The organism is Pseudomonas sp. P135 (assembly GCF_020312125.1).
Lineage (GTDB): Bacteria > Pseudomonadota > Gammaproteobacteria > Pseudomonadales > Pseudomonadaceae > Aquipseudomonas > Aquipseudomonas fragariae.
In genome coordinates this window covers 13,691-40,171 of record NZ_JAGPYR010000004.1, presented here as the reverse complement: position 1 = coordinate 40,171, position 26,481 = coordinate 13,691, and the positions used below count along the sequence as shown (strand labels likewise).

Here is a 26,481-nt window from a genome sequence, read left to right as displayed (position 1 = left end):
CGGGTCAGCTTTTCACTGAGCCCGACAGTTGCTGCAGCTTGTCGTTGGCCGCCAGCAACTGATTGCGGTTGGCCGCGACGTCGGTGACGTCATAGATCACCAGACACACATGGCTGATCGCACCGGTGGTCGACCGCAGCGGGAACAGGGTGGTGTTCTGATACATGAACTCCTCCTGCCCGGTAATCGGTTGGTAATTCTTGAAACGCACCAGATACGGCCGCTGCTCCCAGATGGTGAACGCCGGCGTGCCGAGGGTCACGACGTTATCGATTTTCTTGCTGAACCACTTCGCGTTGACCTCCGGGAAAATCTCGAAAAAAGTCTTGTCGATGGCCACATAGGGCACCACGCCCGAGCGGTTTTCCATGAAGGTATTCCAGACCGTCACGCGGTAGTTCAGGTCCAGCACCACGATGCCTACGTCAATGTTCTGCGTGACGGCCAGCAACCAATGAAGCTCGTTGATTTCAATAGCGTTGCTCATGGGTCAGCTCATCATGTAGGCGAGTTTTTTGGTAAGCAGCTCGACCGAATCTTCGGTGAACAGCATCAGCAGATCGAAATGCAGATTGTGGCCTTCCACGCTGTAACTGATTTCGACCGCCAGGGTCTTTTTCCAGCGTTGCTGATTGATGCGAATCAGCTCGTCGATGCCGCCCTGTGCACCCAGCAACTGTGGATGGCCCTGCGAAAAGGCGATGTCGATCTGTTCGGCAATCCCGCTCAGACAGGCACCGATCAGGATCGTGGACAGGTCGAGGAGCATCTCCATGTCGGAACTGTCGGAGTGATCGCCGCCCATCAGCTGCGAGATACCGGAAATTTCCGAGTCGTGGAAAATCAGCAGCGCCTCGCCTGCAATACCGCCACCGATGTAGCCCTGACACACCGCAGTCAGGCGCTGATCGCTGTGCGCATCGGCCAGCGCCATGTGCAGCTCGCCAACTTCGAGCATGTTGACGTTGGGCACCGGCAACTGCACAAAGACACCCAGTACCTTGGCCAGCAACGCCGCTGCACGGCCCATGGCTACGTTGACGGTTTCGCGGAACGCATCCTGAAAGCTGATCACCCCGCCCTTGTTGTTGAGGGCCGGCAGTGCAACCGGCGACACCGCAGGCTTGCCCAGCAGACCAAGGCGCTCCAGTGTGCTTTTCAGTTCGTCCGGGTCGGCAGGTTTTTTCAGAAACGCCAGCGCGCCCAGCTCCATGACCCGACGCACGGCTTCGTCCTGCACGTCGCCCGACACCACAATCACCTTGGCGTCGAGGTTTTCGGCACGAATCGCCGTCAGCGTCTGGTAACCGTCCATCACCGGCATGGTCAGGTCGAGCAGGACCACCTGGCCCTGACCTTTACGAATCGCCTCCAGGCCTTCCTGCCCCTGGGTGGCCAGCGTGACCGACACATCCCAGTCTTCAGGTAGCGCGCGCAACAGCTGCTTTCGCGCCATGTTCGAGTCATCGCATATCAATAGCGCAAGCGTGGACATCGTGTGGTTCTCACTGCAGGAAAATCAGGCTGACCGCGGCGGGCAGCGCATTTACATTTGACGGCACCATTGGAAGCGACTGACATCGAGCCTATAACGCGAGATCAGCAACATTCAAACTAAACCTATAGCCTAAGTCGGTGATTTTTGGAGTTTCTGTAGTTTTATTCTCTCTCAGTTGCTGTAAATCACTGTCGCGACGTCTGAAACGTGCCTATTATCAATTGATAGATTTAATAGCAATCACTCGATAGACAGGTGTGCCATGTCTCTGCCCATACGCGACTATCATCCAGCCCTGCCCCGGCAGGACGATTTCTGGCAACACCTGGGCATTCCCGCGCGAGGCGCGCGGCTTTACTCGGCGCTGCATGACGGCTTGCCGTATGAAGTCTTCGAGCGTCTGGCGCATTACACCGACCTGAACCGCTCGACCCTGGCCGAGCATCTGGGCATCGCGCCGGCAACCTTGCAGCGACGCCTCAAGGTGCGCCGCTTCAATGCCGAAGAAAGCGATCGGCTGTTCCGCCTGGCAGCGGTGTACAAGGCGGCGCTGGACCTGTTCGAAAACGACGCCGAAGCGACTCGCCTATGGCTGGCCAACCCGGTCTATGGGCTGGGCAATCGCAGGCCGCTGGAAATGCTCGCGACCTCGGCGGAGGCTCAGGCAGTGCTCGACCTGATCGGCCGCCTGGAGCACGGGGTCGTGGCGTGATAGCGGTATATCGACTGGTCAAGCGCAAATGGCTGGCGCAGGCCTTCGACGGCGAAGGCGCCAAGCTCTATGGCGGACGCTGGAACAGCAAAGGCAACGCCTGCGTGTACTGCGCGGGCAGCGAGTCACTGGCCCTGCTGGAGGTGCTGGTACACCTGAACAACGCCACTGTGGCTCAGCATTACACGATGCTTGAACTGCAGATTGCCGAGGAGCACGTCCTCAATGCACGCCCGGACACCCTGCCCCGAGACTGGCGTGAAGAACCCGCGCCACCGGCAACCGCCTCGTTCGGCGACGACTGGCTGGCCTCCGCTCAGAGCCTGGCACTGGCAGTGCCCAGCGTGATCATCCCGCGCGAGTCCAACTACCTGCTCAACGTCCAGCACCCGGAGTTCAGGGCGGTTGTGGCGACGGCCAAAGAGCTGGATTTTGTGGTTGATCCGCGTTTGGGGTGAACTGGCTGAACGGTTAGCTCGATTATGGGGGGCTCTTGCTGTCCCTTGGGTTCAAAGCAACGTACGCCGCGACCAATGCGTTCAGCACCAGAAGTAACGCCTTAACACTGCGATGGATTACAAAATCCGGCAACATTACGTGCGGCCGCTGACCAGTCCTACACCAGCATGCGTTTCAATTGCGTGCCTGAAAGCCTGAACAAAAAAACAACTACCTATACCTATGTACCGCACTTCGTGACTATTAATACTACCTAATATCAAGGAGACATTATTCGGCGATTTAAACCTTAAGGATAAGCACATGCCGCAAAACGTCATTACTCTTCCACCCACAATCGTAACACCTGGCCAGCCGTTGCCCAGGCCATTAGGCCCGCTATCGGGAGCCGGAGTAATCGCCAGACCGCTGCGATGGGACGGCACTATTCCTGCAAACCATGAGCTGGATGCATTCTTCAGTAAAAGGGGTATAAGAAACGAGCAGTACACGATATCCATTATCGTGACGGCCTCTTCAACACAGCAAAATATCCATCAGTCTTACATAGACTTTTTGCCCCTCCTTCCGGCTGACGTTGACGCGGAAATTTCTGCCGGCGTAGGAGACTATCCCTTCTCTGAGTTAGAAAAGTCTACGATTGAAAAAAACGTGGTGGACAGCCTGATTTCACAGCGCGCTGCTGAGTTAGCCAAAAGCAAAGAAGGCGCTCATGCTTTCTTTGGCAGGCATGCATTGGCGGTAGATATTAAAAAAAACGCTGTGGATTTTTTAAATATCTTTCAAACAAGAAGAGACCTGGGCTCTCCCCTTGACGTTTATAAAAGCTGGGAAGCCTCAGTTACAGCAGCCTACAGAGCAAAAATTCTTGAAGAGAAAATCAGGATTCTCACAGAGAGGTCTGTATCACTGAGCCATGCTATTGCTGCGGCGCAGGCCAGGGAGGACGCACGTATCGCGGCAGAAACCGAGTCGACGAGGCTTGCCGTTGAAGCTGCAGAGCACGCTCGACTTGCTGCCGAAACCGCTGAACAAGCCCGAGTTGCAGCGGAGGCTGAAGCCAAGCGAGTAGCGGATGAGCAGGCTCTTCTTGCTGCCGAAGCAGAAGCTCGCCGAGTAGCTGCCGAAGCGGCTGAACAAGCTCGTATGGAGGCAGAGACGCAGGCCCAGCGTGACGCTGACGAGCACGCGCGCGTGACGGCAGAAGCTCAAGCGCTAGAAGCGGGCAAGACGCTCAGGCTCCCGGAAGCGGGTACACCGCAGTTGGGTGCAGTTGCAGGAGTCATTTCCGTTACAGCAGGATCCGGTCTCTTTCTGGACGCTACCATTCAAGCCGCTATCGAAATATTAACGGCTCTCGCAGGCACGGCTGTCAGCTCTACCACAGCCGTAGGCATCGGCACGTTGCTGTACTCCCCTTCGCTTGGCAATGGAGAGTTACCGGGAAGAATGCTGGACCTTCCGGCCAGAGTTCTGATGCCTGATCTGCCCGACGCCTTGAATGACGTGGCGGCAACGGGTGGAACGGTCGATATGCCCTATAGAATTTACGGCGATCAGTCGAAGTATTCAGTCGTGGCAACACAAGCCGAAGGCGGATTTTCTCCCAAGGTGCCTGTGAGGGCTCTGATACTGGACCCAGTGGCCAACGCCTACACCTTTACCACTTCGGACACCCCGCCCATCACCTTGACGTTTCCAATCGCAGCACCTGGAAACAGCTCAACGACGACGGTGGCGCAACCAGTCGAAACTCCGGCGTACGCTGGAATTACACTGGAACCTATCGAGGTGAAAGCCGAGCCTTTACCCGCCACCGGCCAGATGGACATTCGGGACGCCATTTACGTTTATCCTTTAAATTCGGGTTTGCCTCCGGTCTATGTGGTGTTCAACAGCCCCTATGAAGGGGCAACAACCAAAGGAGAGCATAGCGGTCGATTGTACAATCCTGATAAAGCTGGAGGCCCGACCCAAAACCTTGATTGGACAACCGCCTCAGTCACTCAGGCCGGTATTGATCTGGTAAAGCTGCACACAGGCCGATTCGGCTCATCAGATGCAAATACTATAATGATTGATCGTCTGGAAAAAATTTTGCGCGGCGAGTTAGCCGTGACGGATACTGATAAAAGATTTTACACCCACGAGCTCAGGGAATTAGAACGTTACAGGGCACTGGGGGTGGCTGATGGCGTGCAAGGTAACGTATGGAATAACGCTCATACGGCAGCCCTTGAGGATTATAGAATTAACGAAAATCGTGATTTTCTTTACACCGAAGCGGCTCAATCGGCTGGTGACAAACAAGATCATGCTGACGCATTGAGAGGCCAATGAAATGACCCACATCAGAGACATTATCATTAACGAAACCGTGGCAGATGTATTGGCAGTCCTGGCTCTAACTACGTCCCAACCACGGATAGACAGACTGTACACCACTTATAAATTTGAGGCGCTTCAGTCCGGTGAGCTTTGGGGAACTTACACCCGACTTTTCCGTGAGGGCATTCTGGCTTTAGATTCAAATGGTCGCACGTCTAAAGGACCCAACTGGAAGGAGCCCGCTTTCATCGCTGAAAAAAAATATTCTTTTGAATAAAAGTTACACTATCTAAAGAACGCCCGGCTTCAGCCGGGCGTTCTTCCATCTGAGACTTGATAATCGTAACCCTGTCTCGAACAGGGTATGCCCGAGCTTTATTTTACAGGTACATCTAACTTGTCGACCCTCCCATAAATGGTCTGCAGATCCCGCTCGGGAATTTCCCATATAAGCAGTTTGGGCGGCGTCTGGCGGAAGGCCGGGTTGTCAAAGTAAAGGTTGGCAACGTTGCCAAGAGCTCGCCGCAGTCCTTGGCAACGTTGCCAATCGGGGCGCCGAGTGCGCGCTGTAGAAACCCGACAAAACCCGAATTGCACGAGAACGACGTGCCGATCAGCGCGACGTTGGGCAGCTTGCTGTCTCCGTCGATTCATTGGCAAGCTCGGTGATCTGCGTGGCGGCCACGCTTTACGGCGCAGGTTGTAATGACGACGGCAACCAGTCGAGTCCGCCGGGGCACTCGGCAAAGGGTAACGTCTAAATCTGGAATTGACGCTGTGAAGTGGCCTGAATGCCGGCTTTTTTCACCTGCAAACCGATAGCTCTGGCGGCGCTGTTGGCAGCACTCTCGCCCCATTGCATTTCGCTATCTCAAGCGTATTTGGAAGGAAAACGGGGGCATGAAGAAGATAGCTACCTATCCATTGAGCAGGACGGTAGCTATCGAGGTGAAGGGATTTCAGTGACTGGCAGCAGCCGGGGTTGCTGCAGGAGCTGTTTCTGCGGACTGAGGCAACGGCATGCCTTTGGGCCACAACAGCCAGATATTGCCTTTCTGCTTCATGTCGCCAGCCAGCTTGCCCGCCTCATCGCCGGTCCCCCAGAACAGGTCGGCGCGTACTTCACCGGCAATCGCACCGCCCGTGTCCTGGGCAGCGACCGGACGCACCACGCTGCTGCCATCCGGCCGCGTCGTCGAGAGCCAGAGCAGACTGCCCAGCGGAATCACCTTGCGATCGATGGCCACGCTGTAGCCCGGGGTCAGCGGCACATTCAGCGAGCCGCGCGGGCCTTCGTTGCTGTCGGGGTTACGGGCGAAAAACACGTAGCTGGGATTGCTCGCCAGCAGCTCGCTGATCCGCTCCGGATGCGCCTTGGCCCAGGCCGCGATACTGCCCATGGTCACGTCCTCCTTCTTCAGCTGCCCCTGCTCTACCAGCCAGCGACCAATTGCGCGATACGGACGACCGTTCTGATCGGCATAGCCCAGACGCAGCTGCGAGCCATCCTCCAGACTCACGCGCCCCGAGCCCTGAATCTGCAGGAATTGCAGATCCATCGGGTCGGTCAGCCAGGCAATCACCGGCGCGTTCAAGCCCTGCGTGCTGATCGTTGCAGCGTCGTCGTAAGGCTTAAGCACCCGCCCCTCAAGCCGACCGCGCAGACGCTTGCCTTTTAGCTCGGGATAAATGCTGTCCAGATTGACCACGATCAGATCGTCCGGAATGCCATACACCGGCACATTGGCCGTGGCGGTCTGAGTCAGACTGCCCGGATAGACAGGCTCGTAATAACCGGTGATCAAACCATCGGCACTGCCCCCGTCGGCGCGCAGGCTGTAGACCTGCAACTGCTCCTGCAAAAAGGTGCGGATCTGCGCAACATCCGGTGCAGCCGCAAGACTCGCAGCCGCCGCACACGTCGGCCCCCACACCGCATCGGCCTTCAAACGGACACACGCACTGCGCCACGAGGCAAAACCGGCCTGCAAATCCGCGTCCGACACCGCCGGCAGCGCGTCCCAGCCAGCCTGGCTATACGTGGTGTGCGGCGGCGCAGACGGCGTCACCGGTTTGTCGGACTTGTCACACGCGGTCAGCAACGCAGCCAGAGGCAAAACCAGCGCCAGGCCCCGCAACCATGGCTTGAAAGAGAGCATCATCAGTAGCACCAATCCGTTTACAGCCTGCAGCAGGCTGGTGGGTGAAAGGTGTCATTGTGGCTGAAGCGGGCAGAGGGGCCTAGGGTTTGTCTGAAAAGTCAGCCAGGATGATGTGGAGACGCGGCGTAGGAGAAAGATGGAGTCGAGCAAGTCAGCGCTCATGAGTGGTACGCGTTGGGCCGGTGCTGCGTGGAATAGCTCAAACGGTTTATGGGCGCCCTTGGTTCGCACCGCTTTAAGTGTCAGGGACGAGCTGCACGGACCCGACTTCGGACCTCATAACAAACAGGCTGCATTCCGAGGCTCTTTTAAAAGATCTCAGTAGACTGCTGCCATGCTGAAAGCGTCTATGTATTCGCCATCTCGATAGGCGAATTTCCTGTGCGTGCCCTCTATGACAAAGCCATTCTTTTCATACAGCGCGATAGCGGCCTTGTTATCAACGAAAACAGTAAGCTCCAGGCGCTTTAAATTCATCCATCGACAGGCAGTGGCGGTGAGCTCGTTCAATAACAAGTCACCAATGCCCTGGCGATGATGACTGTCTGCAACCCCCATCCAGAAATCAGCTACGTGCTGCCTGCGCCCCTGAAAACGATAGAGCATGGCGCAGCCGACAACCACGCCATCGCGCTCGGCAACGAGGGACAGCCCAGAAGCACTTCGACTTTCGACAAGCTTTTTTATGTCGTTGATTGACTGGTACGGCATGCGAAGCGTCCACCAACGGAATACCGGTTGTTCAAACATATCAGCCAGCGAAGACCAGTCACTGTCTGCCATGGCACGGACGATCAAGCTCATGTCAGCCCCCTCACTAACGCTACCCTTTCGGCTAACCATCTGCTTACGGTCAAGGTTGGCCCGGATGCGGTTCCGGGTAGTCGCGATTGATGTCGATGGGTTTGGCGTACGGTCCATCCCAAAGCTGCTCGTGCAGTTGGCCGATGCGCCTGGCCATCGAGCTATCGTGCATCACCACTTCCAGATTGCGCGAGTTGTCGAGGTAGCCGCCCAGCCAGTTGCTGGTGCCTACCCAGGCCACCTGATCATCAATATCCATGGTCTTGCTGTGGATCACGCGTGCATAGGGGATAAAACCCTGATCGGCCATCGGCAGTGTGACGATGCGCACCTGCACGTTGGGCACCAGGGCCAGACTCTTGAGGTAGGCGACTTCGGGCATGCCGGTGTTCCAGTCGGACACCATGAGTTTTATCGACACACCGCGGGCGGCTGCGCTGCGCAGGGCATTATCGATGACCGCATAGTAAGGCCGGGTTTTGTCGGGCCCGTAGGACAGGGGCGCGTAGTCCAGCAACTGGACACGCACCTCGCTTTTGGCTTGCGCCAGCAAACGCGGCAGTTCGGTCTGGGAGTCGACGACCCCTGGCGGGTTATAGCGCTGCGGGCTGGCGATCAGGTAGTTGCCGTCAGGCAATGCGCTATTGATCGGGCGCGGCAACGGCACCGGTTTGCCCTCGGTAATGGCAGCCTGGGCAAGCCAGTCCTGATCGAATATGGCCTGCGTCTTGCCCACGACGGTCGGCTCGTCAATGCGCAGGCCGGTTTCGTGAATGTGCTCCAGTGAGCGCCAATCGAAGTTCTGACTGCCGATGAACGCCTGTCGGCCATCCACGATCAGGAATTTGGCGTGAATGATGCCGCTGCCCGTGAGTTTTGCGTAGGGCAGTACGCGCAAGGTGAGGTTGGGGATCGCGCGCAGTCGCTCAAGGGTCTGCGGGTCGGAAAGTTTCAGGCCTTTTTCTTCCAGCAGAAACCGGATTTTCACTCCGCGCTGCCCGGCTGCCGTCAGGCTTTCAAGCACCTTGTCCATGACCGAACCTGCATGGTCTGCGACATAGAACTGTTCGATGTCGATACGCTCGCGAGCCCCGTCAAACAGCTCGCGCCAGACCTCGCCGGGTGCTCGCAGGTCAGGCGTCTGCAGGTCAGACCCGACCGGCACGGTATGTACCAGCTCGAAGCCCGGGATGGCGAAATCTGCCTGCGCGCACGAACTGCCCAGCAGTAACGCTGCGATCACGGCGCGGTAGCTCAGGGACAGTCGACGATATGAAGGGTAAAAGGGCATTGCGAGCCTCATCGCCAGACACAGACAAGATGGCGCATGCCAGAGCACGCGCCGCTATTTGGATCAGGCCGTGCGGTATTTCGGTTGAGCCGAAACAGCCGGATGCTCGGCCTCGTCATGCACACGTGCTCCGCTGGAAGCACGGATCAGCAGGATCTTGAGTTGGTCGTTGATGCGTTCCAGGCTGTCCTGAAAGTAGTTGTGAAAGACCACGCAGAACAAGGCAATGGCAATACCCAGCCCGGTCGCGAACAGCGCTGTACCGATACCGGCGGAAATCTGCCCGGGATCGGAGACCCCGGCACTGGCCAGGGCCTTGAAGGTGTCGATGATGCCCAGAATCGTCCCCAACAAGCCCAACAGTGGCGCAGCGGTAGTGATGGTTTCGATCAGCCAGAGGCTACGGGCCAGCGGTGCGCGCGTGCTCAGGTACTGGGTTTCGATGACGTCATCCAGATCCCTGCGCGAGCCCTGCGCATTTTTTTGCGCAAGCACCGGCAGGACCATTTCCAGTGGCAGGCTGGTCCGGCGTGTCAGCGTCTCCGGCAGATCCTTTTCACTGTGCACCGAAGCACCGAGTGCCGTTTGCAGCGCCCGCGACTGGCGACGCACGTAAGCGAAGTAGATGCCTCGTTCGATCGCGACAAAGATCGCTATCGCGATGGCGGCGTACATCACATAGAAGGTGATGTCGTGAAGCTGATTCATGTCCATGGCACGGACCTCTGGTCAATGAAATTAGAAATTGGCTTCAAGAGAAACGGTGACGGTACGCTCGACCCCGACGATGTAGGCCGGGTCGCCATCGCGGAAACCGCTGTAAGTGCCCGCGTTGGTTTTGGTGGTGTACACGCCGTCCAGGTATTCCTTGTCGAACAGGTTGTCGACGTTCAGACGCAAGGTGGCGTCCTTGACGATTTTCTTGTCCACCGGGAGGTAGATACCTGCGCCCAGATTGAAGATGGTGCGCCCCGGAATGCTTTCGTCGTTGGTCAGGTCGCCATACAGCTTGCTGGTGAGCTTGGCGCCAAAGGTCCCGTAATAACTGCCGTCGTCGTAGCCGATGTTGGCGGCCAGCATGTTCTTCGGCACGTTGGTAAACTGCTTGCCACTGGTCGGCAGTTCGATGGCGGTACCGTTATTGAAGACGGTCAGGTCATCTTTCTGTTTGGCGCGGGTGTAGGTGTACGAGGTGTAGTAATTGAAATGGTGCGGCAGCAGGCCACTCCATTCCAGTTCCAGACCGCTGTTGTCGACTGCACCGGCATTGATGTCGGCAAAGTCGCCATTGACGTCTTTTGATGACACCTGACGGTCCTTGAACTGCAGGTAAAACAGTGTGGCCGCCAGCGTCATGTCCTGTTCGGTGTAGCGCCAGCCCAGTTCGTGGTTCCAGCTGGTTTCCGGCTTGCTGTCGATGGAGCCGGTGCCCGGGTCATACAGAACGTAGTTCTGCGGCACGCGCATGTTGCGTGACAGGCTGTAGAACAACTGGTCGCGCTCATCCAGCTGGTATTTGAGGCCGAGGTTCGGCAACAGCTTGTTGTAGGTCTGGTCGCGCTTTTCCGGCCGCTCGGTCAGGCTGCCGTGGTTGGTGCCTTCACGTTCGACGTTCATGAAGGCCAGGCCGCCGACCAGCGTCCAGTCCGGGGCGAAATACCAGGTGTCCTGAGCCCAGACTTTTTGTGCAGGCGTCACGGTATAGCGGTCACGGCCCTGGATCTCGTTGCCGTTGGCATCGACCATGTAGTCCGAATCCGGCTGGATGCTTTCAGGCTTGCCATTGCTCTTCAGGCGGATGAACGGCTGAGTCTGCGACTGGCGCGCGCGTTCATACCAGTAGCCGACCTGTACGCTGTGCTCGTCGTTGACGTCCCAGTTCAACTTGGTGGTGATGCCCGGACGCCAGGTCTGCGTGCGCGACGGCCGGTAATACACGCCAGTGGTCGATGACCCGTCTGCGTTATAAGCCGCCGCCGTCGGCAGGTTGCTCAGGTCGAACACACCGTTCTGATTCGAGCCGCGATTGAGCGCATAGGAAGAACTGTTCACGCCGCTGCCGTTACCCCAGAAATAATACGGGATGACTGAAAGAGACAGATTGTCGGCCAGCTTGAATTGGGTATTGAGCACGCCGGTGAACGTCTGGAACGGGTTCTGCGCCAGCTCGTAGTAGCTGGACAATTTGCCGTTGCTGCCCAGCGCAGGCGTCGAAGGATAAGGGTCAAACTTGCGCCCGTTCTGCTGGAACTGACTCTTGGTGAGCTGGCTGTAACTGTTGTTGTCCTGCTCGTGGTACTTGAGGATCAGGTTGGCGGTATTGCCCGAGCCCATGTCGAAGAAGCTGTTCCACTCCACCTTGTCGGCACGCACCGCGCCATCGCCGCGCCATTTCTGACCTTCGGTGTGAGACATCGACAGCCAGTTGCTCAGCCCGTTGATTTCTCCGGTGTTGAGTCGCGCGAAGGTCTTGTAAGTGCCGTTGCTGCCCGCCACCTGCTTGACGAATGCGCCGGTTTCCTTGGTGGGCCGGATGGTGACGATACCGATGTTGCCGCCGCTGGAACCGATGTGCGGGCCGTCACTTTCGGCAGAGCCTTGAGTCACGAAAATCTGATCGATGTTTTCCGGGTCCCCCAGCAGGTTGGAGTACAGCGCGTAGTTACCGGAGTCGTTGATCGGCATACCGTCTACCGACATGCCGACCTGATCGGAGTTGAGACCGCGCATGGTAAAGCGAAAGCCGGACAGACCCGTGGCGTCTTCGCTGGAGATGTTCAGGCCCGGTGTGTACTTGAGCTTGTCGATCGCGTTACCTGTTGCGGTCTGCTTGTCGAGCGCTTCTTTGGTGACAGTGGAGCGCGCCTTGATGCTCTCCTCCTGCACCATGTAGCCACCGCCAACCGTCGCCCTGCCTTGCACACCAATGGTGCCGACATCACTGCCACTCGAGTCGGCCATAACCATGCCGTGACTCATGCCCGCGGCGACCAACGCAAGGTGAATTCTGGAAAACTTCATCACTTTGTTCCTTGTCAGTGCTATTGCACGCTGTAGTTGAAGGTGGCGGTGAAGCGCTGTTCGCTGCGTCCACCAAAGGCTTGCTCGGGAAACGGCTTGACCTGCTTGATGCGTCGCAGACTGTTGGCGGCTGCACGGTTGAGCAGCATGCTGGAGGCCTGGGTCTGAATGCCGGAGTCCAGCACTCGCCCCTGGCGGTCGACCAATAACCACACCACAACCTCGCCGCTCGGGCGCTCCAGTGAGGCCTGACGGCCAGTCGGGTATTGTTTGTAACCGTCCAGTTCACTGCGCAGCCCCTTGAGGTAGCCACCTTCCATACCCTGGGTGTCGACCTTCGGTGGTGCGGGTGGCGCAGGCGGTGACGGCGGCGCAACCGGGGCGCTGGCGATCGGCTTAATGGGTGCCTGAACCGGCTCGACGGGTTTTGCCACTGCCGGTTTGGGCAAGGGCTTAGGCCGGGGTTCTGGCTTGATCTCCGGCTTGGGTTTTGGCTTGGGAACGGGCTTGGGCGGCGGTGGAGGTGGCGCCGGTTCGGCTTCTTCGCTTTCGACTACAGGTGGCGGAGGTGGCGGCTCGTCAGGCTGTACCGCAGGCGCCTCGGGCTGCACGACGGGCTCGGGCGCAGGCGGCTCGGGCTCGATCAGCGCCAGCTCCACGGCCGACTCGTCGTAGACCGGCTCCATTTTCAGCGGACGGGTCTGCACACCGATCACGATTGCGATGAGCGCCACCAGCGCAGGCAGGCCGCCGAGCCACTGACGTACACGAAACAGAAAATACATGGTCAGGATTTGCGCGTGGCGATGGAGACTGACGTGAAGCCACCCAGACGCAGGGTGTCCATAATCTCGACCAGCCGGGCGACTTCCACGCCCTTGTCACTGTTAACGATGATCGTGGTTTTGCTGTCGGGTTTTTCCAGCGCCTTCAAGGCAGGCACCAGGGCGTCGACCGTGGTCGCCTTGCCGTCGAGCTGTAATTCGCCGTTGAGCCCCAGCGTCAGGATCGATTTGTTCTGCGGCTTGAGCTGCTGTGAACTGCTGGCACTCGGCAACTGGGTTTTCATCCCCAACGCTGGAATCACGTTCAGGCTTACCAATACGAAAAAGACCAGCAGGAACATCATCACGTCGATCATGGGGATCAGTTCGATGTGCGCCTTGCGCTTTTTAGGTTCGTCCCACGTTCTCATGCCAGCCTCTCGCTTTCTTGTTAGAGGCCGAGAATCTAGCAACCGAACATGACCGATCGGTTGGTTTTACAAGACCGATACATGACTGTTACATGGCTGTTACCTGTACATCTCATGACACTTAAATGATTCTTGAGGCCGTCACGGAAATGCCATAACAACGCGCCAGCGTTTGAGCATTCAACCCGACGGAAAATACGGATGAGTCACCCGCTGCCCACTATCAGAACCTCGCGTCTGCTGCTCGCTGCGTTACAGCCTGAACAAGCACTCACCTTGTCACACCTGGCCGACGAACCGACCATTGCGGCCATGACCTCTGCGCTGCCCAGCCCCTACACCCTTGAGCATGCGCGGGCATTCATCGCACAGACCCATGACCAGTACGCCGCCGGTCAGACGGTGAGCCTCGGGGTTCACCTTCAGGAAAGCGGAGCGTTGACCGGGATCGTCTCGCTACGCCTTTCGCTGTCGCATCGCAGCGGCCATCTGGGTTACTGGACAGGAATCCAATACCAAAATCAGGGTTATGCCTGCGAAGCGGCTAAAGGCTTGCTTAGGCATGGCTTCACGGACATGAACCTCAACCGCATCGCCGGCCAGTGCTTCAGCGACAACCCGGCCAGCGCCAGGGTCCTGGAGAAGTGCGGGTTATCGTATGAGGGCTGTACCAGAGAGGCATTTCTGAAAAACGGTGTGTTCAAGAACATGCTGCTGTTCGGACTGTTGCGCTCCGAATACGCATCATCGGAGGCCACGTCATGACCGATTTCAACCCGGACCGTCGACGCATCATCACCGGAGTGGCCGGTGCCACATTGCTGTCGATCCTCAGCCCGTTTGCGCGCAGCGCGGGGGTCGATTATCCGTTCACGCTCGGCGTGGCGTCTGGCGATCCATTGCCGGACGGCTTCGTGATATGGACACGCCTGGCCCCCAAGGTGATGACGCCCTCGGGTGATGGCGGGCTGAACAAACCCGTTGAGGTGCGCTGGAAGATCGCCAGCGATGCGGCCATGGTTCACGTGGTCCGCACAGGACAGGCAACTGCCCACCCGCGCTTTGCCCATTCAGTGCATGTCGAAGTAAGCGGCTTGCAGCCTGGGCGTCCGTATTGGTATCAGTTCGAGAGCCTGGGGGCGCAAAGCGCTGTCGGTCAGGCCTGCACTGCGCCGCTGGCAAGCGCGATGGTCTCGGCGCGGTTCGGCTTCGTGTCGTGCTCGCACTGGGAAGCAGGGTACTTTAGCGCCTATCGACACCTGGCCGCGGAGCGCCCGGATCTGGTGTTCTTTCTTGGCGACTACATCTATGAGATGAACGTATCCTCGGAAAGCCCTCGGTTCCCGCGTCACCACGCGACACCTGACCCCATGGACCTGGCGGGCTATCGCAACCGATACGCGCAGTACAAGACCGACCCCGACCTGCAAGCGCTGCATGCCTGTGCGCCGAGCGTCGCCACCTGGGACGACCATGAAGTGCAAAATGACTACGCCGCCCAGTGGTCCCAGGACCCCGACGTGCCGGTGGACAGCTTTCTGCGCCGCAGGGCCGCCGCCTACCAGGCGTTTTACGAACACATGCCGTTGCGCGCCAGCAGCTTGCCCAAAGGACAGGAAATGCGTATTTACCGCAACCTCGACTATGGGCGTCTGGCACGTTTTCACGTGCTGGACGGTCGACAGTACCGCTCAGAGCAACCCTGCATCCAGGCCAACGGCAGCCGTCGAGGTCACGTCGCGCCCAGTGATTGTCCGGATCTGCGTGACCCGAAACGCACCATGCTCGGTTGGGAACAGGAAACCTGGCTGGACCGCAGCTTCGCCGAGTCTCCCGGACAGTGGAATGTCATTGCCCAGGATTTGCTGGTCGCGCCACTGGAACAGCGCGATCTCAAGACCCAGGCGCAGGGCCACTGGACCGACGGCTGGGACGGCTACATGACCACCCGCGAGCGCGTGCTGGCCTCCCTGCAACGCCACCAGACCCGCAACCCGGTGTTCTGGGGTGGCGATATCCATTCGTTCTGGACCACCGACCTGCACGCCGACGCCGGCAATCCGGATTCAGCCATCATCGCCACCGAATTCGTCGGCACTTCGGTAACCTCCAGCGGGCCACCGTTCGACGCCTTCAACAGCATTCTCGGCCTCAACCCACACGTGAAGTTCTTCGACAGCCGTCAACGCGGCTACGTGGCAGTCGACCTGAACGAACAGCACATGCAGACCCGCTTTCAAGTGGTGTCGGATGTGCTGGACCCTGCGGCGAGCGTGTCGACGCTGAAGCGTTTTGTGGTGGAGGCTGGCAAGGCGGGGGCTGTTGCGGTGTGACGCCTGAACATGAGTCAACATTGAAACGCCTAAAGTCCGCATTGACGGGCCTTAGGCGTTTGCGCCATGCAGCGGAGGCACAGCAGGATCATTTCAACTGATTGGCAAACCGCCCCACGGCGCCCACCACCTGCTTGGCCCCCTCCTGAATCTCGACGATCACTGCACCGGCCTCGTTGGCCAGCACCAATCCCTGCTCCGCCTGAGTGCGGCTGTTGGCCATGCCGCGTACCGCCTCATCGGCCAGCGTCTGGTTTTGCTGCACGACGCTGACGATTTCTTCGGTTGCGGCGCTGGTGCGGCCTGCCAGTTGGCGGACTTCGTCAGCCACCACGGCAAAGCCACGGCCCTGCTCACCGGCACGCGCGGCCTCGATGGCGGCGTTGAGCGCCAGCAGGTTGGTCTGCTGGGCAATGCCACCAATGGTCTGCACGATAGAATTGATCAGCAGTGACTGTTTGCCCAACGCTTCAATGCCCGAGGAGGCCGTCTGCATTTCTTCGGAAATCTTGCGCATGGTCTGGACAGTGTTTTGCACCACATCCGCGCCGCGCTGGGCGCTGACGTCGGTCTGCTGGGAGATTTCAAACGCCACGCTGGCGGCCTGACTGACCTCTTCTTCGCGGGCTACCTGGTCGGTCACCATCGTGGCGAACTTGACCACCTTGTAGAGTTTGCCCTGAGCATCGTGGACCGGGTTGTAGGTTGCTTCCAGCCAGACCTCACGCCCGCTGCTGTCGATACGTTTGAAGCGCCCGGCTACGAACTCGCCACGGTTGAGCATCGCCCAGAACTCCCGGTACGACGCCTGAGAGGTTTCTGCCGGATCGCAGAAGATACTGTGATGTTTGCCCTTGATCTGCGCCAGGCTGTAACCCATGCCGCGCAGGAACTGATCGTTGGCAGTCAGTACCTGGCCGCTCAGGTTGAACTCGATCACGGCGGTGGAGCGCAACAATGCCTGAATAAACGCAGAGTTCTCGGCAGCGGTCTCGACGATCTGGGTGATGTCCGATCCGTAGCATTGCAACGTCATCAGTCTGCCCTGCTCATCCAGCACCGGCTGCCAGAGGGCGCGAATCCATATCAGCCGGCCATCGGCATGCAGAAAACGGTACCTGTCGATGACCGACTCGCCCTTCTGCACCGCCACTTTGAGACTGCGGTAGCAATCAAGCTGTTTGACGTAAGTGGGCACCAAGTGGTCCAGATCCTTGCCCAGCACTTGCTCGAGCGAGTAGCCAAGCGTACTGAGAAGGTTGTCGTTGGCGTGGACGATGTGGTAGCTGGCGTCCAGAGTCAGACAGACCATTTGCGCATCCATCCCTTTCTGCATCTGCCGGTACATGGATAACTCGGCCTTTTGTGCCTGTAATTCCTTTTTCAAGCGAGTGTTGAACATGACGGCACCCATAGTGAGGTTGTACGTATATATCGACACAAGCGTAGACGGGATTAAGGCATTTCGTCTGATGGTGGCAGATTGAATTACAGTGCGCCGGCGACGGAAAAAACGCCTGTCTCAAGGCCTTTCCGCACAATGCCGCGGGGTGTTCTCAGCGCTGACAGCCCGCGGCCATTTGTCACCCAGGCCACGCCGTTAGCCACCATCGGTCGACTTTGGTATGGCAGCAAGATACATTGATAGCACTAAGACATCACTCATGATGTCTTACGTCTCTCGATGTTAATGTCCCGGTGTCACATGCTCGTTTCTGCCCTTGAACGTCCCAGCCTTGAAGATGCGCAACTCCTTGCCGAGGTCGAGCAGACGATCACTTCAGGTGTTGGCTCGTTACGCTTCAGCCGTGTTCTTGAGCAACGCTATCAGGAAGAAACCCGGCTGCCGCGGCGCGAGTTCCTGACGGCGGTAGGGATTGGCGGCAGTCTGGTCTACAACCTGTTTCTGATCAGCGACTGGTTGATATTGCGGGATGTCTTTGCCTATGTCGCGGTGGGCCGTCTGTGCCTGATTACGCCGATGTTTATCGCGCTGCTGATGCTGGCCCAACGGGTTGCTACGCGCTGGGCGATGGAAACGATTGCAGCATTCGCCACGGTAGTGTGCTCGCTCATGCCAATGCTGGTCATGATTCACAGCGACAGCCCTTATCAAATCTTTTATCAACTCGGCATGCTGTTGATCATGGTCTACTGCACCATGATCCAGCAATTGCCGTTGCGCCATGCCGCTGTCGCCATGTCATGCATGCTGATCATCCAGTTGGTGACCACCTACATTGCCGACTTCGCCGATTTTGTGATCTGGCAGGCCAATGCCGTGTTGTTTGTTTCGACAGTGGCACTGTTGCTGATGGCCTCCTACTTTCTGGAGCGAGCAAGCCGCATGAGCTACCTGTTTGCGCTTCGCGGACGCCTGCTTCAAGTGCAATTGATGGAGTTCGCGCGTACCGATGGGCTGACCCGACTGTTCAATCGACGCTATCAGGACGAAGTGATGGCGTCAGTCTGGGAACACGCTCGCAATACACCGGCGAACGTGGCCATCATCCTGCTGGACATCGATCACTTCAAATCCTACAACGACAACTACGGTCATCCACAAGGGGATACCTGCCTCAGATTGCTCTGTCAGAAACTCCAGCAAAGCGCGCATGACCATGGTGCTGTGGCGTTCCGGTTCGGCGGCGAAGAGGTGCTGGTGCTGATGATCGGCGATGTCGTGCAGGCCAGGGAAGTGGCCGGGGCCCTGCAGAGTGCGGTTGCCGAGCTCAAGTTGCCGCATCCGGTGCTGGGCGAAAACGCGCTGGTCACCATCAGCCTCGGCGTGGCCTGTGCGACAGCGCCTCTGACCAGTGCCGAGAACCTGATTGGCGCGGCTGACAATGCCCTCTACGCAGCCAAGCGCGCCGGACGTAATTGCGTGTGCTTCGCGTGAAATGACACCCCGCAGGATCCTGCTTTACGCCGCGCCCCTGCCACTTTAATCTCGGCGCACACCCAGGCTGGGAGCCATCGCATGAGCATTCACATTGACGTCAGCACCAACCCTACGGAAGAGGATCGTCTGGCGATTCTGGAACCACTGAAACGTTTCAACGCCGAGCAGGCGGGCGACGGCAAGTCCGAGAAAGTGGCGATGTTCATTCGCGATGATCAAACCCGGGAAGTCCTCGGCGGGCTGCACGCTCGCATTCTTTATGAGTGGCTGTTCATCGAGTTGCTGGTCGTGCCCGAACAAGCCCGTGGGCAAGGCATGGGCTCGCGTTTGATGCAGATGGCCGAGGATCTGGCGGTTGAAAAGGGCTGCACGGGGATCTGGCTGGACACCTTCGACTTCCAGGCCCCCGATTTCTATCGTCGCCATGGTTACACCGAATTTGGCCAGATTGACGACTATACGCCCGGCAACAAGCGCTTCTTTTTCCAGAAGCGCCTGCCGAACACAAGGGCCTGAGACTTGCGTCAGACCTTGAACTTGCCCACCAGATTGTTGAAGGAAATGGCCAGACGCGACAGTTCCTGGCTTGAAGCACTGGTCTGATGAGCACCTGCGGCAGTCTGGGCGGAGAGGTCCTGAATGTTGACCAGATTGCGGTCCACCTCGCGCGCAACGTGGGACTGCTCTTCGGAGGCCGTCGCAATCAACATGTTGCGGTCGTTGATCTCGGCGACGCTCTGCGCAATGCGCTCCAGCGACTGCCCTGTGGCCTGAGCCAGGGTTTGCGTGTTGCTGGTCAGGGTGCGGCTGTTGGCCATGGCCCGCACGGCCTGATCGGCACTGGCCTGAACACTGCCGATCATGGTTTCGATTTCGCCAGTGGACGCCTGGGTTCGAGCGGCCAGCGCCCGCACCTCGTCTGCCACCACAGCAAAGCCGCGCCCCTGTTCGCCGGCACGCGCGGCCTCGATGGCAGCGTTGAGGGCCAGCAGGTTGGTCTGCTCGGCGATCCCACGGATCACGTCCAGCACCTGCCCGATCTCACGGACGCGCCCGGCAAGCTCTTCGACCATGGTGGTCGAACTGCTGATCTCGGCACTGACGGTGTTGATCGCATTCACCGCATCGCGGGCCTGATCACGACCGGCGGCAGCGTCGGTACTGGTCTGGCGGGACGCTTCCGACGTCGACATGGCGTTACGCGCGACCTCTTCGACCGCAGCGGTCATCTCGTTCACAGCCGAAGCGGCCTGCTGAATCTCATCGTTCTGACGGATCAGACCGCGACTGCTTTCTTCAGTCACGGCATTCAGTTCTTCAGCAGCCGAGGCCAACTGGTCGGCAGCACTGGATATTTGCCCGATCGTGCTTTTCAGGTTGTCCTGCATATCGCTCAGAGCGACCAGCATCATGCCGGCTTCGTCGTGATATTGACTGGCAATCGGCAGGGTCAGGTCACCGCTGGCAATTCGCCGGGCATTGGTCACCGCAGTGTTGATTGGTGTGCTGATGGCACGACTTATGAACAGGCCCATCACAAACGCGGCAAAGAATGACAAGCCGATGCCGATGTACAGGTTTCGTTGCGCAGAGTTCTGTGTCTGGTCAGAAGCCACAGCGGCCTCGCCCGCCTGACGATTATTGGAGTTGACTATGGTGGTCAGCTGATCCATGACCTTCAGGTAACCGCTGCGTACATCACCGTCGATGATCGCTCTTGCCCCGGCAATATCCCCGGACAGGGCAACGCTTTTGGCTTGCTCGATGAGTGCCTGATAGCCAGGCCAGTCTCTGTCCATCTGATCACCGGCAGCGCGCTCGTCATCGTCAAGCGGCGTAGCCCGGTAGGTGGCGTAGCTTTTTTCAGCTTGAGTCTTGTTGGCGCTCATGCTCGCGAGAATATCGTCCTTGACGCTTTGCGGCGCATTGCCTGCCATGGCGGCCAATAAACGATAGAGATCACGGTTCTGAGCAATGACCGAGGCCGTGACCTCTCCGGATTTTGTGACCGACAGCAGGCTGTTGGTAAACACGTTATCCAGGCTGCTGGACAAGGCACTGATGCCGCGACTGCCTATTACGCCCACCCCAAGGGTGAAAAGCGCACACAGCGCAAAAGACATGAAAAGCTTGGCGGACAGCCTTGCGTTGTAAAACCATTTCATAGCGGAACCCTCATGAGCGAACATGGCATAACGCCATAAAACTTTATGGAATTCTGATGCCCTCTGCATAGGTGTATTTCGGCATTTTCAGAGCACTCTGCAGGCGGTTAACAAAGTCTTCATATGAGCAAGGCTGAGCGCACCGTTTCGCATTGTCTGCAATGTCCGGAAACATGCGCTCGCGTGGTGTAACAAGAACTTTCCGGGCCTGTTGCGTTACCATCCCCGCCTGTGTCCCGCCAGAGCCATAAGCCAGGATGTCCGCTTCTTCCATCGAACAACTCACTTCGCTGCCGTCCATCCTTGCCGGCCCGTTATTGCGCCGTCAGGAAGCCGGCCGCCTGGTGTTGTGGCTGGTAGGGTCCCGTCGGTTGCGCCTTACCGTGCGCCTACGCCATGCCGCTACTGATGATCCCTCTGCGGGCTTCAACGATTACGTACTCGACGACAGTCAATGTCAGGTCATTGCAGTCGGGCGCCAGGCGTTCATTCACCTGATCGACCTGCAACTGGAAGCCGAACTGCCCCGCGACACCTGGATCGATTACGACCTGCGGGTGGAGGGCGAAGGCGGTATTGCCGAGTGGGCGCCGCACCTGCTGTACGAGGGCAAACGCTACCCGAACTTCGTGGTGCGCAGCAGCATCGATCACCTGCTGCATGGCTCGTGCCGCAAGCCGCACCACAGCGCAGCCGAAGGTCTGCTCTGCGTGGACCGCCTGCTGGCTGATATCAAGGAACCGCTGCAACGCCCTGCGCTGTTGATGATGAGCGGCGATCAGATCTACGCCGACGATGTCGCCGGGCCGATGCTGCGCGCTATCCATGTCTTGATCGAACGGCTGGGGTTGTTCGACGAGCGACTCGACGGTGCCATCGTCGATGACAGTCCTCGTCTCTATGCGCATCCGGCCAGCTATTACCAGCGTGCCGACCTGCTGCCGGCCCTGAAAAGCAACGACACACTGCGCGAGCGCTTCTTCGGCGGCACCAGCAAACCGGTATTCACCAGCAGCACAGCGGATAACCATCTGGTTACCCTGGCGGAAGTCATGGCGATGTACCTGCTGGTCTGGTCACCCACGCCCTGGACCCTGATCGAACCCGGCAGGCCGCAACTGGAAGACGGGGAAGTCGAGCGCTACGCCAGGGAACAGCAGCTGGTCGAGGCGTTTGCCGCCGGCCTGAGCGGCGTGGCACGGGCGATGGCGCATCTGCCGTGCATGATGATTTTCGATGACCACGACATCACCGATGACTGGAACCTGTCGGCGAACTGGGAGCAAACCGCGTACGGCCATCCATTCTCCAAACGCATCATCGGCAACGCCCTGCTCGCCTACCTGCTGTGCCAGGGCTGGGGCAATAACCCGGATGCGCTCAACGGTCTGGTCAAGCAGGCTCATGCCCTGAGCACCGACGCCGTGTCGAACGACAACTGGCTGGACAGCCAGGCCCAGGACCAGTTGATTGATCAGTTGTTGAAGTTTCAGCAATGGCATTACGTGTTACCCACCAGCCCGGCACTGGTGGTACTGGATACCCGCACCCGGCGCTGGCGCAGCGAGTCGAACTTCAATCACCCGTCCGGCCTGCTCGACTGGGAAGCGCTCAGCGAACTGCAGCAGGAGCTGATCGACCATAAATCAGCGATCATCGTCTCACCTGCCCCGGTGTTCGGCGTCAAGTTGATCGAGGCGATACAACGCATCTTCAGTTGGTGCGGCTATCCGTTACTGGTCGATGCAGAAAACTGGATGGCACATCGCGGTGCCGCCAACGTGATTCTGAACATCTTTCGCCATTCCAGAACCCCGGGCAATTACGTGATTCTGTCGGGCGATGTGCATTACTCGTTCGTCTACGAAATCCTGATTCGCCAACGCAGTGGCGGGCCTCATATCTGGCAAATCACCAGCAGTGGCATCAAGAATGAATTCCCCCGTCGTCTGCTGGACACTTTTGATCGGCTGAATCGCTGGTTATACTCTCCCCGCTCACCTCTTAACTGGTTCACCAAGCGCCGCCTGATGAAGGTTGTTCCGCGCACGCCCGAGCACAGCAAGGTCGGTGAACGCTTATGGAACTCGGCGGGTGTCGGGCAGGTACTGTTCAATGAACAGGGCCAGCCGACCCTGATCAACCAACTCAATGCCAACGGTGATGCGCCTACCTGTTTCGTCGAACCGGAAGAATACAGAGACCAGCGATCTGACCCAGAGCGTGGCTTTCTGGAAAACAACCGGGAAACAAGGGATAGTCACCGCTAAACTTATCGGCAATTGCCGGGTCGATAGTTGCTACCGGTCAGGTTGCGGCACACCCTGGCAAGCATTACTTCCTGGAGAGCGCCCCCGTGATAACCAATCAACGCATAGCCAGACTCAACGCATGGGGGGCGCATGGCTTCACCGCCACCGGCGTAGTCCTTGCGTTCCTGGCGACCATTGCCTTGTTCAACAACGAACCCAAAGCCTGCCTGTTGTGGCTGGGCGCGGCCCTGATCGTGGATGGAGTCGACGGCTCACTGGCTCGCAAGGTCAACACCACGTCGGTACTGCCGCACTTCGACGGCTCGGTACTGGATCTGGTCATTGACTACCTGACCTACGTGTTCATTCCCGCATTGTTCATCTACCGCTACATACCGGTGCCGGATTACACGCTGCTGCTGAGCGTCTCGGTCATCCTGGTTTCGTCGCTGTTCTGTTTCTGCAACGTCGACATGAAAAGCAAGGACAACTACTTTCAAGGCTTCCCCGCTGCCTGGAACGTCGTTGCGCTGTGCCTGTACATTCTGTCACCGGCCCCATGGCTGACGTTCATCACCATCATCGCCCTGGCGCTGCTGACCATGACCCGCATGAAGTTCCTGCACCCGTTCCGCGTGCGCCGTTTCATGCCGCTCAATATCGCGGTGACCACCGTATGGTTGCTGTCCAGCGCACTGCTGATAATCAACCACCCGCACAATGGCCCGTTGGTCATGGGGCTGTGGCTGGCGATGTCGGCGTATTTCCTGGGGATTTGTATCTGGAGAACGTCGCTGGAGTGGCTGGGTCGTCTTAAAGCCTGACCTGCAAGCCAGACCAAAAAGCTCGCTGAACGCATTGCGCGTCAGCGAGCTTTTTTATGCGTGCCCTATTTGCTCTCGGCCTGCATCTCGGCAGCAGGCCGCACCTTGCCGAAGTGATGCGTTGTATAGCAGCACAACCCCAGCCCGCCGAGGGCCAGCAGGCCGCCGACGATGCCGACATTGGCAACCCCGAGATGGCTGCTGACCACGCTGCCGAGCAGCGCGCCGCCGCCGATACCGATATTGAAGATGCCCGAGAACAGCGCCATCGCCACATCGGTCGCATCGGGTGCCAGCGACAGTACGCGCGCCTGCAAGGTCAGGCCGAAGCACATGATCGCCATGCCCCAGATAATGGTCAGCGTGCCGAGCGTCACGGCATCACCGGAGAGCGGCAACAGCATCAGCAGGCACAGGGTCAGCGTGCCAATGGCCGTGATCAACAGCCCGTTGGGGAAGCGATCGCTGAACAGGCTGAAGATGATCGAGCCCATGATCCCGGCCCCGCCAAAGACCAGCAGCAGGATCGTGGTCATTTCGCCGCTGAGCAGGGACACGGTCTGAGTGAACGGTTCGATATAGCTGTAGGCGGTGAAATGAGCGGTCACCACGATGGCGGTCAGCAGGTAGATCGCCATCAGCCGTGGGCGCTTGAACAGGATCGGCAGGCTGCGCAACGAGCCTGAGTTCTGACTGGGCAACAAAGGCAGCGCGCGAACCAGCAGGAAGACTACCAGCGCAGCGATGGCGGCGATGCCCAGAAAGGTGGTGCGCCAGCCCAAGGCTTCACCCAGCACGCGGCCCAGCGGAATACCCAATACCATCGCCAGCGACGTACCGGTCGCCAGCAGGCCCAGCGCCTGAACCTGCTTGCCGGGCGGTGCGATGCGCACGGCCAGCGACGCCGTGACCGACCAGAACACCGCATGTGCAAACGCGATACCGACCCGGCTTACCAGCAGGATCGCAAAGCTGGGGGCAATCGCGGAAAGGACGTGGCTGACCACGAACAGGCCGAACACGAACATCAGCAACTTGCGGCGCTCGATGTTGCGCGTCGCCAGCATCATCGGCAACGACATCAGCGACACAACCCAGGCATAGATCGTGAGCATCAGCCCGACCTGGGCCGGGGTCATTTCGAAGCTCTGGCCAATGTTACTCAGCAGACCGATCGGCACGAACTCGGTGGTATTGAAAATGAAGGCCGCCAAGGCCAGCGCGAATACGCCAAGCCAGCTACCTGCCTGCTCGTTTGGAGGTGAAGTTATCAAGAATCACAACGCCCTGAAAATGTTCCGACCCGAAGGCCGATCGCCACGCATGAACACCACGCCTGACACCTGTATGCAAAACCGCGGCTCGCCCCACCGAAAAACCAACGCAAAAACGCTCCGCTCGACCTTCTGAATCGGGCGCAGTGTGCAAAGTGGATTATTGTGGATATGGGGAGTGAAGCCAGATGACTCGAATTCTACGGACCGCCAGAGTGGATCACAACCCGTGCGTGCCTGACAGACTTTACAAATGACCGCCGGTCGTCAGTCACCCAGGAAGCGCTGCCGGTCCTCGGGTGATGGCAACAGGCAGTGATCATAGCGCCCGAACAGGCGATATCGGTTGAGCGCGATGCGGTTGTAGGCCCAGTCCCGCAGAAAGCGTGGAAAAATTCCCAGCACCTTGAGCAGCGGCCACGGCGCAGGCAACAGCCCCATGATGTGCAGAAAGGCATCCGAGCGCACGAACACCCGATTGTTGACGATGACCGCGATGGTATGAAAATCGTCCAGTGGCAGCCCGGCCCACTTCAGCAATGCCTGACCTTGTTCCGACTGCACTGCGGCCAAGCGCAGACGTTGATGCGGGTCATGGCGAATCAGAAACTTCACCACGCCATTGCACAGCTTGCAGACGCCATCGAACAGCACGACACATTCATCGGGCTTCAGATAGGGGGCGGGGGTTTTCGGCACAGTATTCACCTGTTCAGGAAAAACAGCCTTGGCGCGCCCGGAAACATGAACGCCTCGCCAGTCGAAGGACCGGCGAGGCGTTCAGGCTAAAGCCATTACCCGGCAGAATCAAACCTTGCGGACGAACTCCGACTTCAGCTTCATCGCGCCGATGCCGTCGATCTTGCAGTCGATGTCATGGTCGCCATCGACCAGGCGGATGTTCTTGACCTTGGTGCCGACCTTGACCACCAGCGAGGAGCCTTTGACTTTCAGGTCCTTGATCACGGTGATGGTATCGCCGTCCTGCAGCACGTTGCCCGTTGAGTCCTTGATGACTTTCACGTCGTCGGACGCATCGGTGCCAGCGGCGTCGGCAGACCATTCATGGGCGCATTCCGGGCAGATCAGCAGGCTGCCGTCTTCGTAGGTGTATTCGGAATTGCATTTCGGGCAGGACGGTAAGCTCACAATGGTTCTCGCATCGAGGAGGGGTAAAACCATGCATTATAAGGGGCTTTTCCTGTTTCAGGTGGGAAGAGACTGATCTGTCGTCATAAACCTGCTTCAGTCATTGGACAGA

General features: G+C 58.5%; 22 protein-coding genes and 3 pseudogenes. 9 read left to right on the top strand and 16 right to left on the bottom strand.

From position 1 onward, the window contains the following. Positions 1-4: 4 nt before the first annotated feature. Entirely contained in the window at positions 5-487 is a 483-nt protein-coding gene (locus KBY08_RS07115) for a PAS domain-containing protein (RefSeq protein WP_003404789.1), read from the bottom strand. Positions 488-490: 3 nt separating this feature from the next. Beyond that, entirely contained in the window at positions 491-1,495 is a 1,005-nt protein-coding gene (locus KBY08_RS07110) for a response regulator (RefSeq protein WP_003421645.1), read from the bottom strand. A gap of 265 nt (positions 1,496-1,760) precedes the next feature. On the opposite strand from KBY08_RS07110, the gene KBY08_RS07105 reads away from it, so the two are divergent. The 3 genes from KBY08_RS07105 to KBY08_RS07095 all read left to right on the top strand — a co-directional run bounded on the left by KBY08_RS07105 (position 1,761) and on the right by KBY08_RS07095 (position 5,009). Next, a complete protein-coding gene (locus KBY08_RS07105) occupies positions 1,761-2,210 on the top strand; it encodes a DUF2384 domain-containing protein (protein WP_003404776.1) in 450 nt (149 codons plus the stop codon). Then, entirely contained in the window at positions 2,207-2,668 is a 462-nt protein-coding gene (locus KBY08_RS07100; protein ID WP_044310070.1) for an RES family NAD+ phosphorylase, read from the top strand. Before KBY08_RS07105 ends, KBY08_RS07100 begins: the two co-directional genes overlap by 4 nt. A 304-nt stretch (positions 2,669-2,972) precedes the next feature. Then, positions 2,973-5,009 carry an S-type pyocin domain-containing protein gene (locus KBY08_RS07095; protein ID WP_104683704.1) on the top strand — a complete coding sequence of 679 codons (2,037 nt, stop codon included), beginning with the start codon at positions 2,973-2,975 and terminating at the stop codon, positions 5,007-5,009. A 363-nt stretch (positions 5,010-5,372) separates the two neighbouring features. Here the strand turns inward: KBY08_RS07095 and KBY08_RS07090 are convergent. The 8 genes and pseudogenes from KBY08_RS07090 to KBY08_RS07050 all read right to left on the bottom strand — a co-directional run. Then, positions 5,373-5,865: pseudogene (locus tag KBY08_RS07090) on the bottom strand (alginate O-acetyltransferase AlgX-related protein); the annotation flags it as partial. 91 nt (positions 5,866-5,956) lie between these two features. After that, entirely contained in the window at positions 5,957-7,159 is a 1,203-nt protein-coding gene (locus KBY08_RS07085; protein WP_104683703.1) for a murein transglycosylase A, read from the bottom strand. 318 nt (positions 7,160-7,477) lie between these two features. Beyond that, on the bottom strand, positions 7,478-7,963 hold the full coding sequence (locus KBY08_RS07075) for a GNAT family N-acetyltransferase (RefSeq protein ID WP_024641693.1): 486 nt from the start codon (positions 7,961-7,963) through the stop codon (positions 7,478-7,480). Positions 7,964-8,012: 49 nt separating this feature from the next. Beyond that, on the bottom strand, positions 8,013-9,254 hold the full coding sequence (locus tag KBY08_RS07070; protein ID WP_024660596.1) for a phospholipase D-like domain-containing protein: 1,242 nt from the start codon (positions 9,252-9,254) through the stop codon (positions 8,013-8,015). Positions 9,255-9,317: 63 nt separating this feature from the next. After that, positions 9,318-9,968: a MotA/TolQ/ExbB proton channel family protein gene (locus tag KBY08_RS07065; protein ID WP_003404753.1), complete on the bottom strand. Its 651-nt coding sequence runs from the start codon at positions 9,966-9,968 to the stop codon at positions 9,318-9,320. Between the two features lie 24 nt (positions 9,969-9,992). Further along, positions 9,993-12,275: a TonB-dependent receptor gene (locus tag KBY08_RS07060; protein ID WP_003404752.1), complete on the bottom strand. Its 2,283-nt coding sequence runs from the start codon at positions 12,273-12,275 to the stop codon at positions 9,993-9,995. A gap of 20 nt (positions 12,276-12,295) precedes the next feature. After that, complete coding sequence (locus KBY08_RS07055) at positions 12,296-13,060, bottom strand: energy transducer TonB (protein WP_024640195.1); 765 nt, start codon at positions 13,058-13,060, stop codon at positions 12,296-12,298. A gap of 2 nt (positions 13,061-13,062) precedes the next feature. Next, a complete protein-coding gene (locus KBY08_RS07050) occupies positions 13,063-13,470 on the bottom strand; it encodes an ExbD/TolR family protein (RefSeq protein ID WP_003345964.1) in 408 nt (135 codons plus the stop codon). A gap of 201 nt (positions 13,471-13,671) precedes the next feature. Between KBY08_RS07050 and KBY08_RS07045 the strand changes: the two genes are divergently transcribed. Beyond that, positions 13,672-14,235, top strand: coding sequence for a GNAT family N-acetyltransferase (locus tag KBY08_RS07045; protein ID WP_024660594.1), 564 nt, complete (start codon positions 13,672-13,674; stop codon positions 14,233-14,235). Then, positions 14,232-15,803 (top strand): alkaline phosphatase D family protein, encoded by a 1,572-nt coding sequence (locus KBY08_RS07040; RefSeq protein ID WP_096135655.1) that lies wholly within the window; start codon positions 14,232-14,234, stop codon positions 15,801-15,803. Before KBY08_RS07045 ends, KBY08_RS07040 begins: the two co-directional genes overlap by 4 nt. 88 nt (positions 15,804-15,891) lie before the next feature. Here the strand turns inward: KBY08_RS07040 and KBY08_RS26685 are convergent. Then, a pseudogene (locus KBY08_RS26685) lies at positions 15,892-16,326 on the bottom strand (methyl-accepting chemotaxis protein); the annotation flags it as partial. Between the two features lie 150 nt (positions 16,327-16,476). Beyond that, positions 16,477-17,115: pseudogene (locus tag KBY08_RS26680) on the bottom strand (PAS domain-containing protein); the annotation flags it as partial. Between the two features lie 393 nt (positions 17,116-17,508). Between KBY08_RS26680 and KBY08_RS07030 the strand changes: the two are divergent. Next, positions 17,509-18,702: a diguanylate cyclase gene (locus KBY08_RS07030; RefSeq protein ID WP_003404736.1), complete on the top strand. Its 1,194-nt coding sequence runs from the start codon at positions 17,509-17,511 to the stop codon at positions 18,700-18,702. An 81-nt stretch (positions 18,703-18,783) separates the two neighbouring features. Further along, complete coding sequence (locus tag KBY08_RS07025) at positions 18,784-19,221, top strand: GNAT family N-acetyltransferase (RefSeq protein ID WP_111522445.1); 438 nt, start codon at positions 18,784-18,786, stop codon at positions 19,219-19,221. Between the two features lie 8 nt (positions 19,222-19,229). Here the strand turns inward: KBY08_RS07025 and KBY08_RS07020 are convergent, their stop codons facing one another. Beyond that, positions 19,230-20,870: a methyl-accepting chemotaxis protein gene (locus KBY08_RS07020; protein ID WP_011266679.1), complete on the bottom strand. Its 1,641-nt coding sequence runs from the start codon at positions 20,868-20,870 to the stop codon at positions 19,230-19,232. A gap of 257 nt (positions 20,871-21,127) precedes the next feature. Between KBY08_RS07020 and KBY08_RS07015 the strand changes: the two genes are divergently transcribed. Together KBY08_RS07015 and pcsA are read left to right on the top strand one after the other, a co-directional pair. Further along, a complete protein-coding gene (locus tag KBY08_RS07015; protein WP_032656650.1) occupies positions 21,128-23,140 on the top strand; it encodes an alkaline phosphatase D family protein in 2,013 nt (670 codons plus the stop codon). Positions 23,141-23,226: 86 nt separating this feature from the next. Continuing rightward, complete coding sequence (pcsA, locus tag KBY08_RS07010) at positions 23,227-23,946, top strand: phosphatidylcholine synthase (protein WP_011266677.1); 720 nt, start codon at positions 23,227-23,229, stop codon at positions 23,944-23,946. Between the two features lie 65 nt (positions 23,947-24,011). Here pcsA and KBY08_RS07005 read toward each other — a convergent pair whose 3' ends face one another. The 3 genes from KBY08_RS07005 to KBY08_RS06995 form a co-directional block, all read right to left on the bottom strand. Then, positions 24,012-25,220: a sugar transporter gene (locus KBY08_RS07005; protein WP_003404729.1), complete on the bottom strand. Its 1,209-nt coding sequence runs from the start codon at positions 25,218-25,220 to the stop codon at positions 24,012-24,014. Positions 25,221-25,487: 267 nt separating this feature from the next. Then, positions 25,488-25,919 (bottom strand): thiol-disulfide oxidoreductase DCC family protein, encoded by a 432-nt coding sequence (locus KBY08_RS07000; RefSeq protein WP_003404728.1) that lies wholly within the window; start codon positions 25,917-25,919, stop codon positions 25,488-25,490. A gap of 108 nt (positions 25,920-26,027) precedes the next feature. Then, positions 26,028-26,372, bottom strand: coding sequence for a zinc ribbon domain-containing protein YjdM (locus KBY08_RS06995; RefSeq protein WP_054984527.1), 345 nt, complete (start codon positions 26,370-26,372; stop codon positions 26,028-26,030). Positions 26,373-26,481 lie beyond the last annotated feature (109 nt).

What these genes read in the sequence shown, in the direction of transcription:
- KBY08_RS07030 (WP_003404736.1), top strand. Translation starts at nt 17,509, where the DNA reads ATGCTCGTTTCTGCCCTTGAACGTCCCAGCCTTGAAGATGCGCAACTC.
- KBY08_RS07105 (WP_003404776.1), top strand. Translation starts at nt 1,761, where the DNA reads ATGTCTCTGCCCATACGCGACTATCATCCAGCCCTGCCCCGGCAGGAC.
- KBY08_RS07055 (WP_024640195.1), bottom strand. Translation starts at nt 13,060, where the DNA reads ATGTATTTTCTGTTTCGTGTACGTCAGTGGCTCGGCGGCCTGCCTGCG.
- KBY08_RS07015 (WP_032656650.1), top strand. Translation starts at nt 21,128, where the DNA reads ATGTCCGCTTCTTCCATCGAACAACTCACTTCGCTGCCGTCCATCCTT.
- KBY08_RS07060 (WP_003404752.1), bottom strand. Translation starts at nt 12,275, where the DNA reads ATGAAGTTTTCCAGAATTCACCTTGCGTTGGTCGCCGCGGGCATGAGT.
- KBY08_RS07110 (WP_003421645.1), bottom strand. Translation starts at nt 1,495, where the DNA reads ATGTCCACGCTTGCGCTATTGATATGCGATGACTCGAACATGGCGCGA.
- KBY08_RS07065 (WP_003404753.1), bottom strand. Translation starts at nt 9,968, where the DNA reads ATGGACATGAATCAGCTTCACGACATCACCTTCTATGTGATGTACGCC.
- KBY08_RS07040 (WP_096135655.1), top strand. Translation starts at nt 14,232, where the DNA reads ATGACCGATTTCAACCCGGACCGTCGACGCATCATCACCGGAGTGGCC.
- KBY08_RS07025 (WP_111522445.1), top strand. Translation starts at nt 18,784, where the DNA reads ATGAGCATTCACATTGACGTCAGCACCAACCCTACGGAAGAGGATCGT.
- KBY08_RS07020 (WP_011266679.1), bottom strand. Translation starts at nt 20,870, where the DNA reads ATGAAATGGTTTTACAACGCAAGGCTGTCCGCCAAGCTTTTCATGTCT.
- KBY08_RS07075 (WP_024641693.1), bottom strand. Translation starts at nt 7,963, where the DNA reads ATGAGCTTGATCGTCCGTGCCATGGCAGACAGTGACTGGTCTTCGCTG.
- KBY08_RS07045 (WP_024660594.1), top strand. Translation starts at nt 13,672, where the DNA reads ATGAGTCACCCGCTGCCCACTATCAGAACCTCGCGTCTGCTGCTCGCT.
- KBY08_RS07115 (WP_003404789.1), bottom strand. Translation starts at nt 487, where the DNA reads ATGAGCAACGCTATTGAAATCAACGAGCTTCATTGGTTGCTGGCCGTC.
- KBY08_RS07070 (WP_024660596.1), bottom strand. Translation starts at nt 9,254, where the DNA reads ATGCCCTTTTACCCTTCATATCGTCGACTGTCCCTGAGCTACCGCGCC.
- KBY08_RS07095 (WP_104683704.1), top strand. Translation starts at nt 2,973, where the DNA reads ATGCCGCAAAACGTCATTACTCTTCCACCCACAATCGTAACACCTGGC.
- KBY08_RS07085 (WP_104683703.1), bottom strand. Translation starts at nt 7,159, where the DNA reads ATGATGCTCTCTTTCAAGCCATGGTTGCGGGGCCTGGCGCTGGTTTTG.
- KBY08_RS07050 (WP_003345964.1), bottom strand. Translation starts at nt 13,470, where the DNA reads ATGAGAACGTGGGACGAACCTAAAAAGCGCAAGGCGCACATCGAACTG.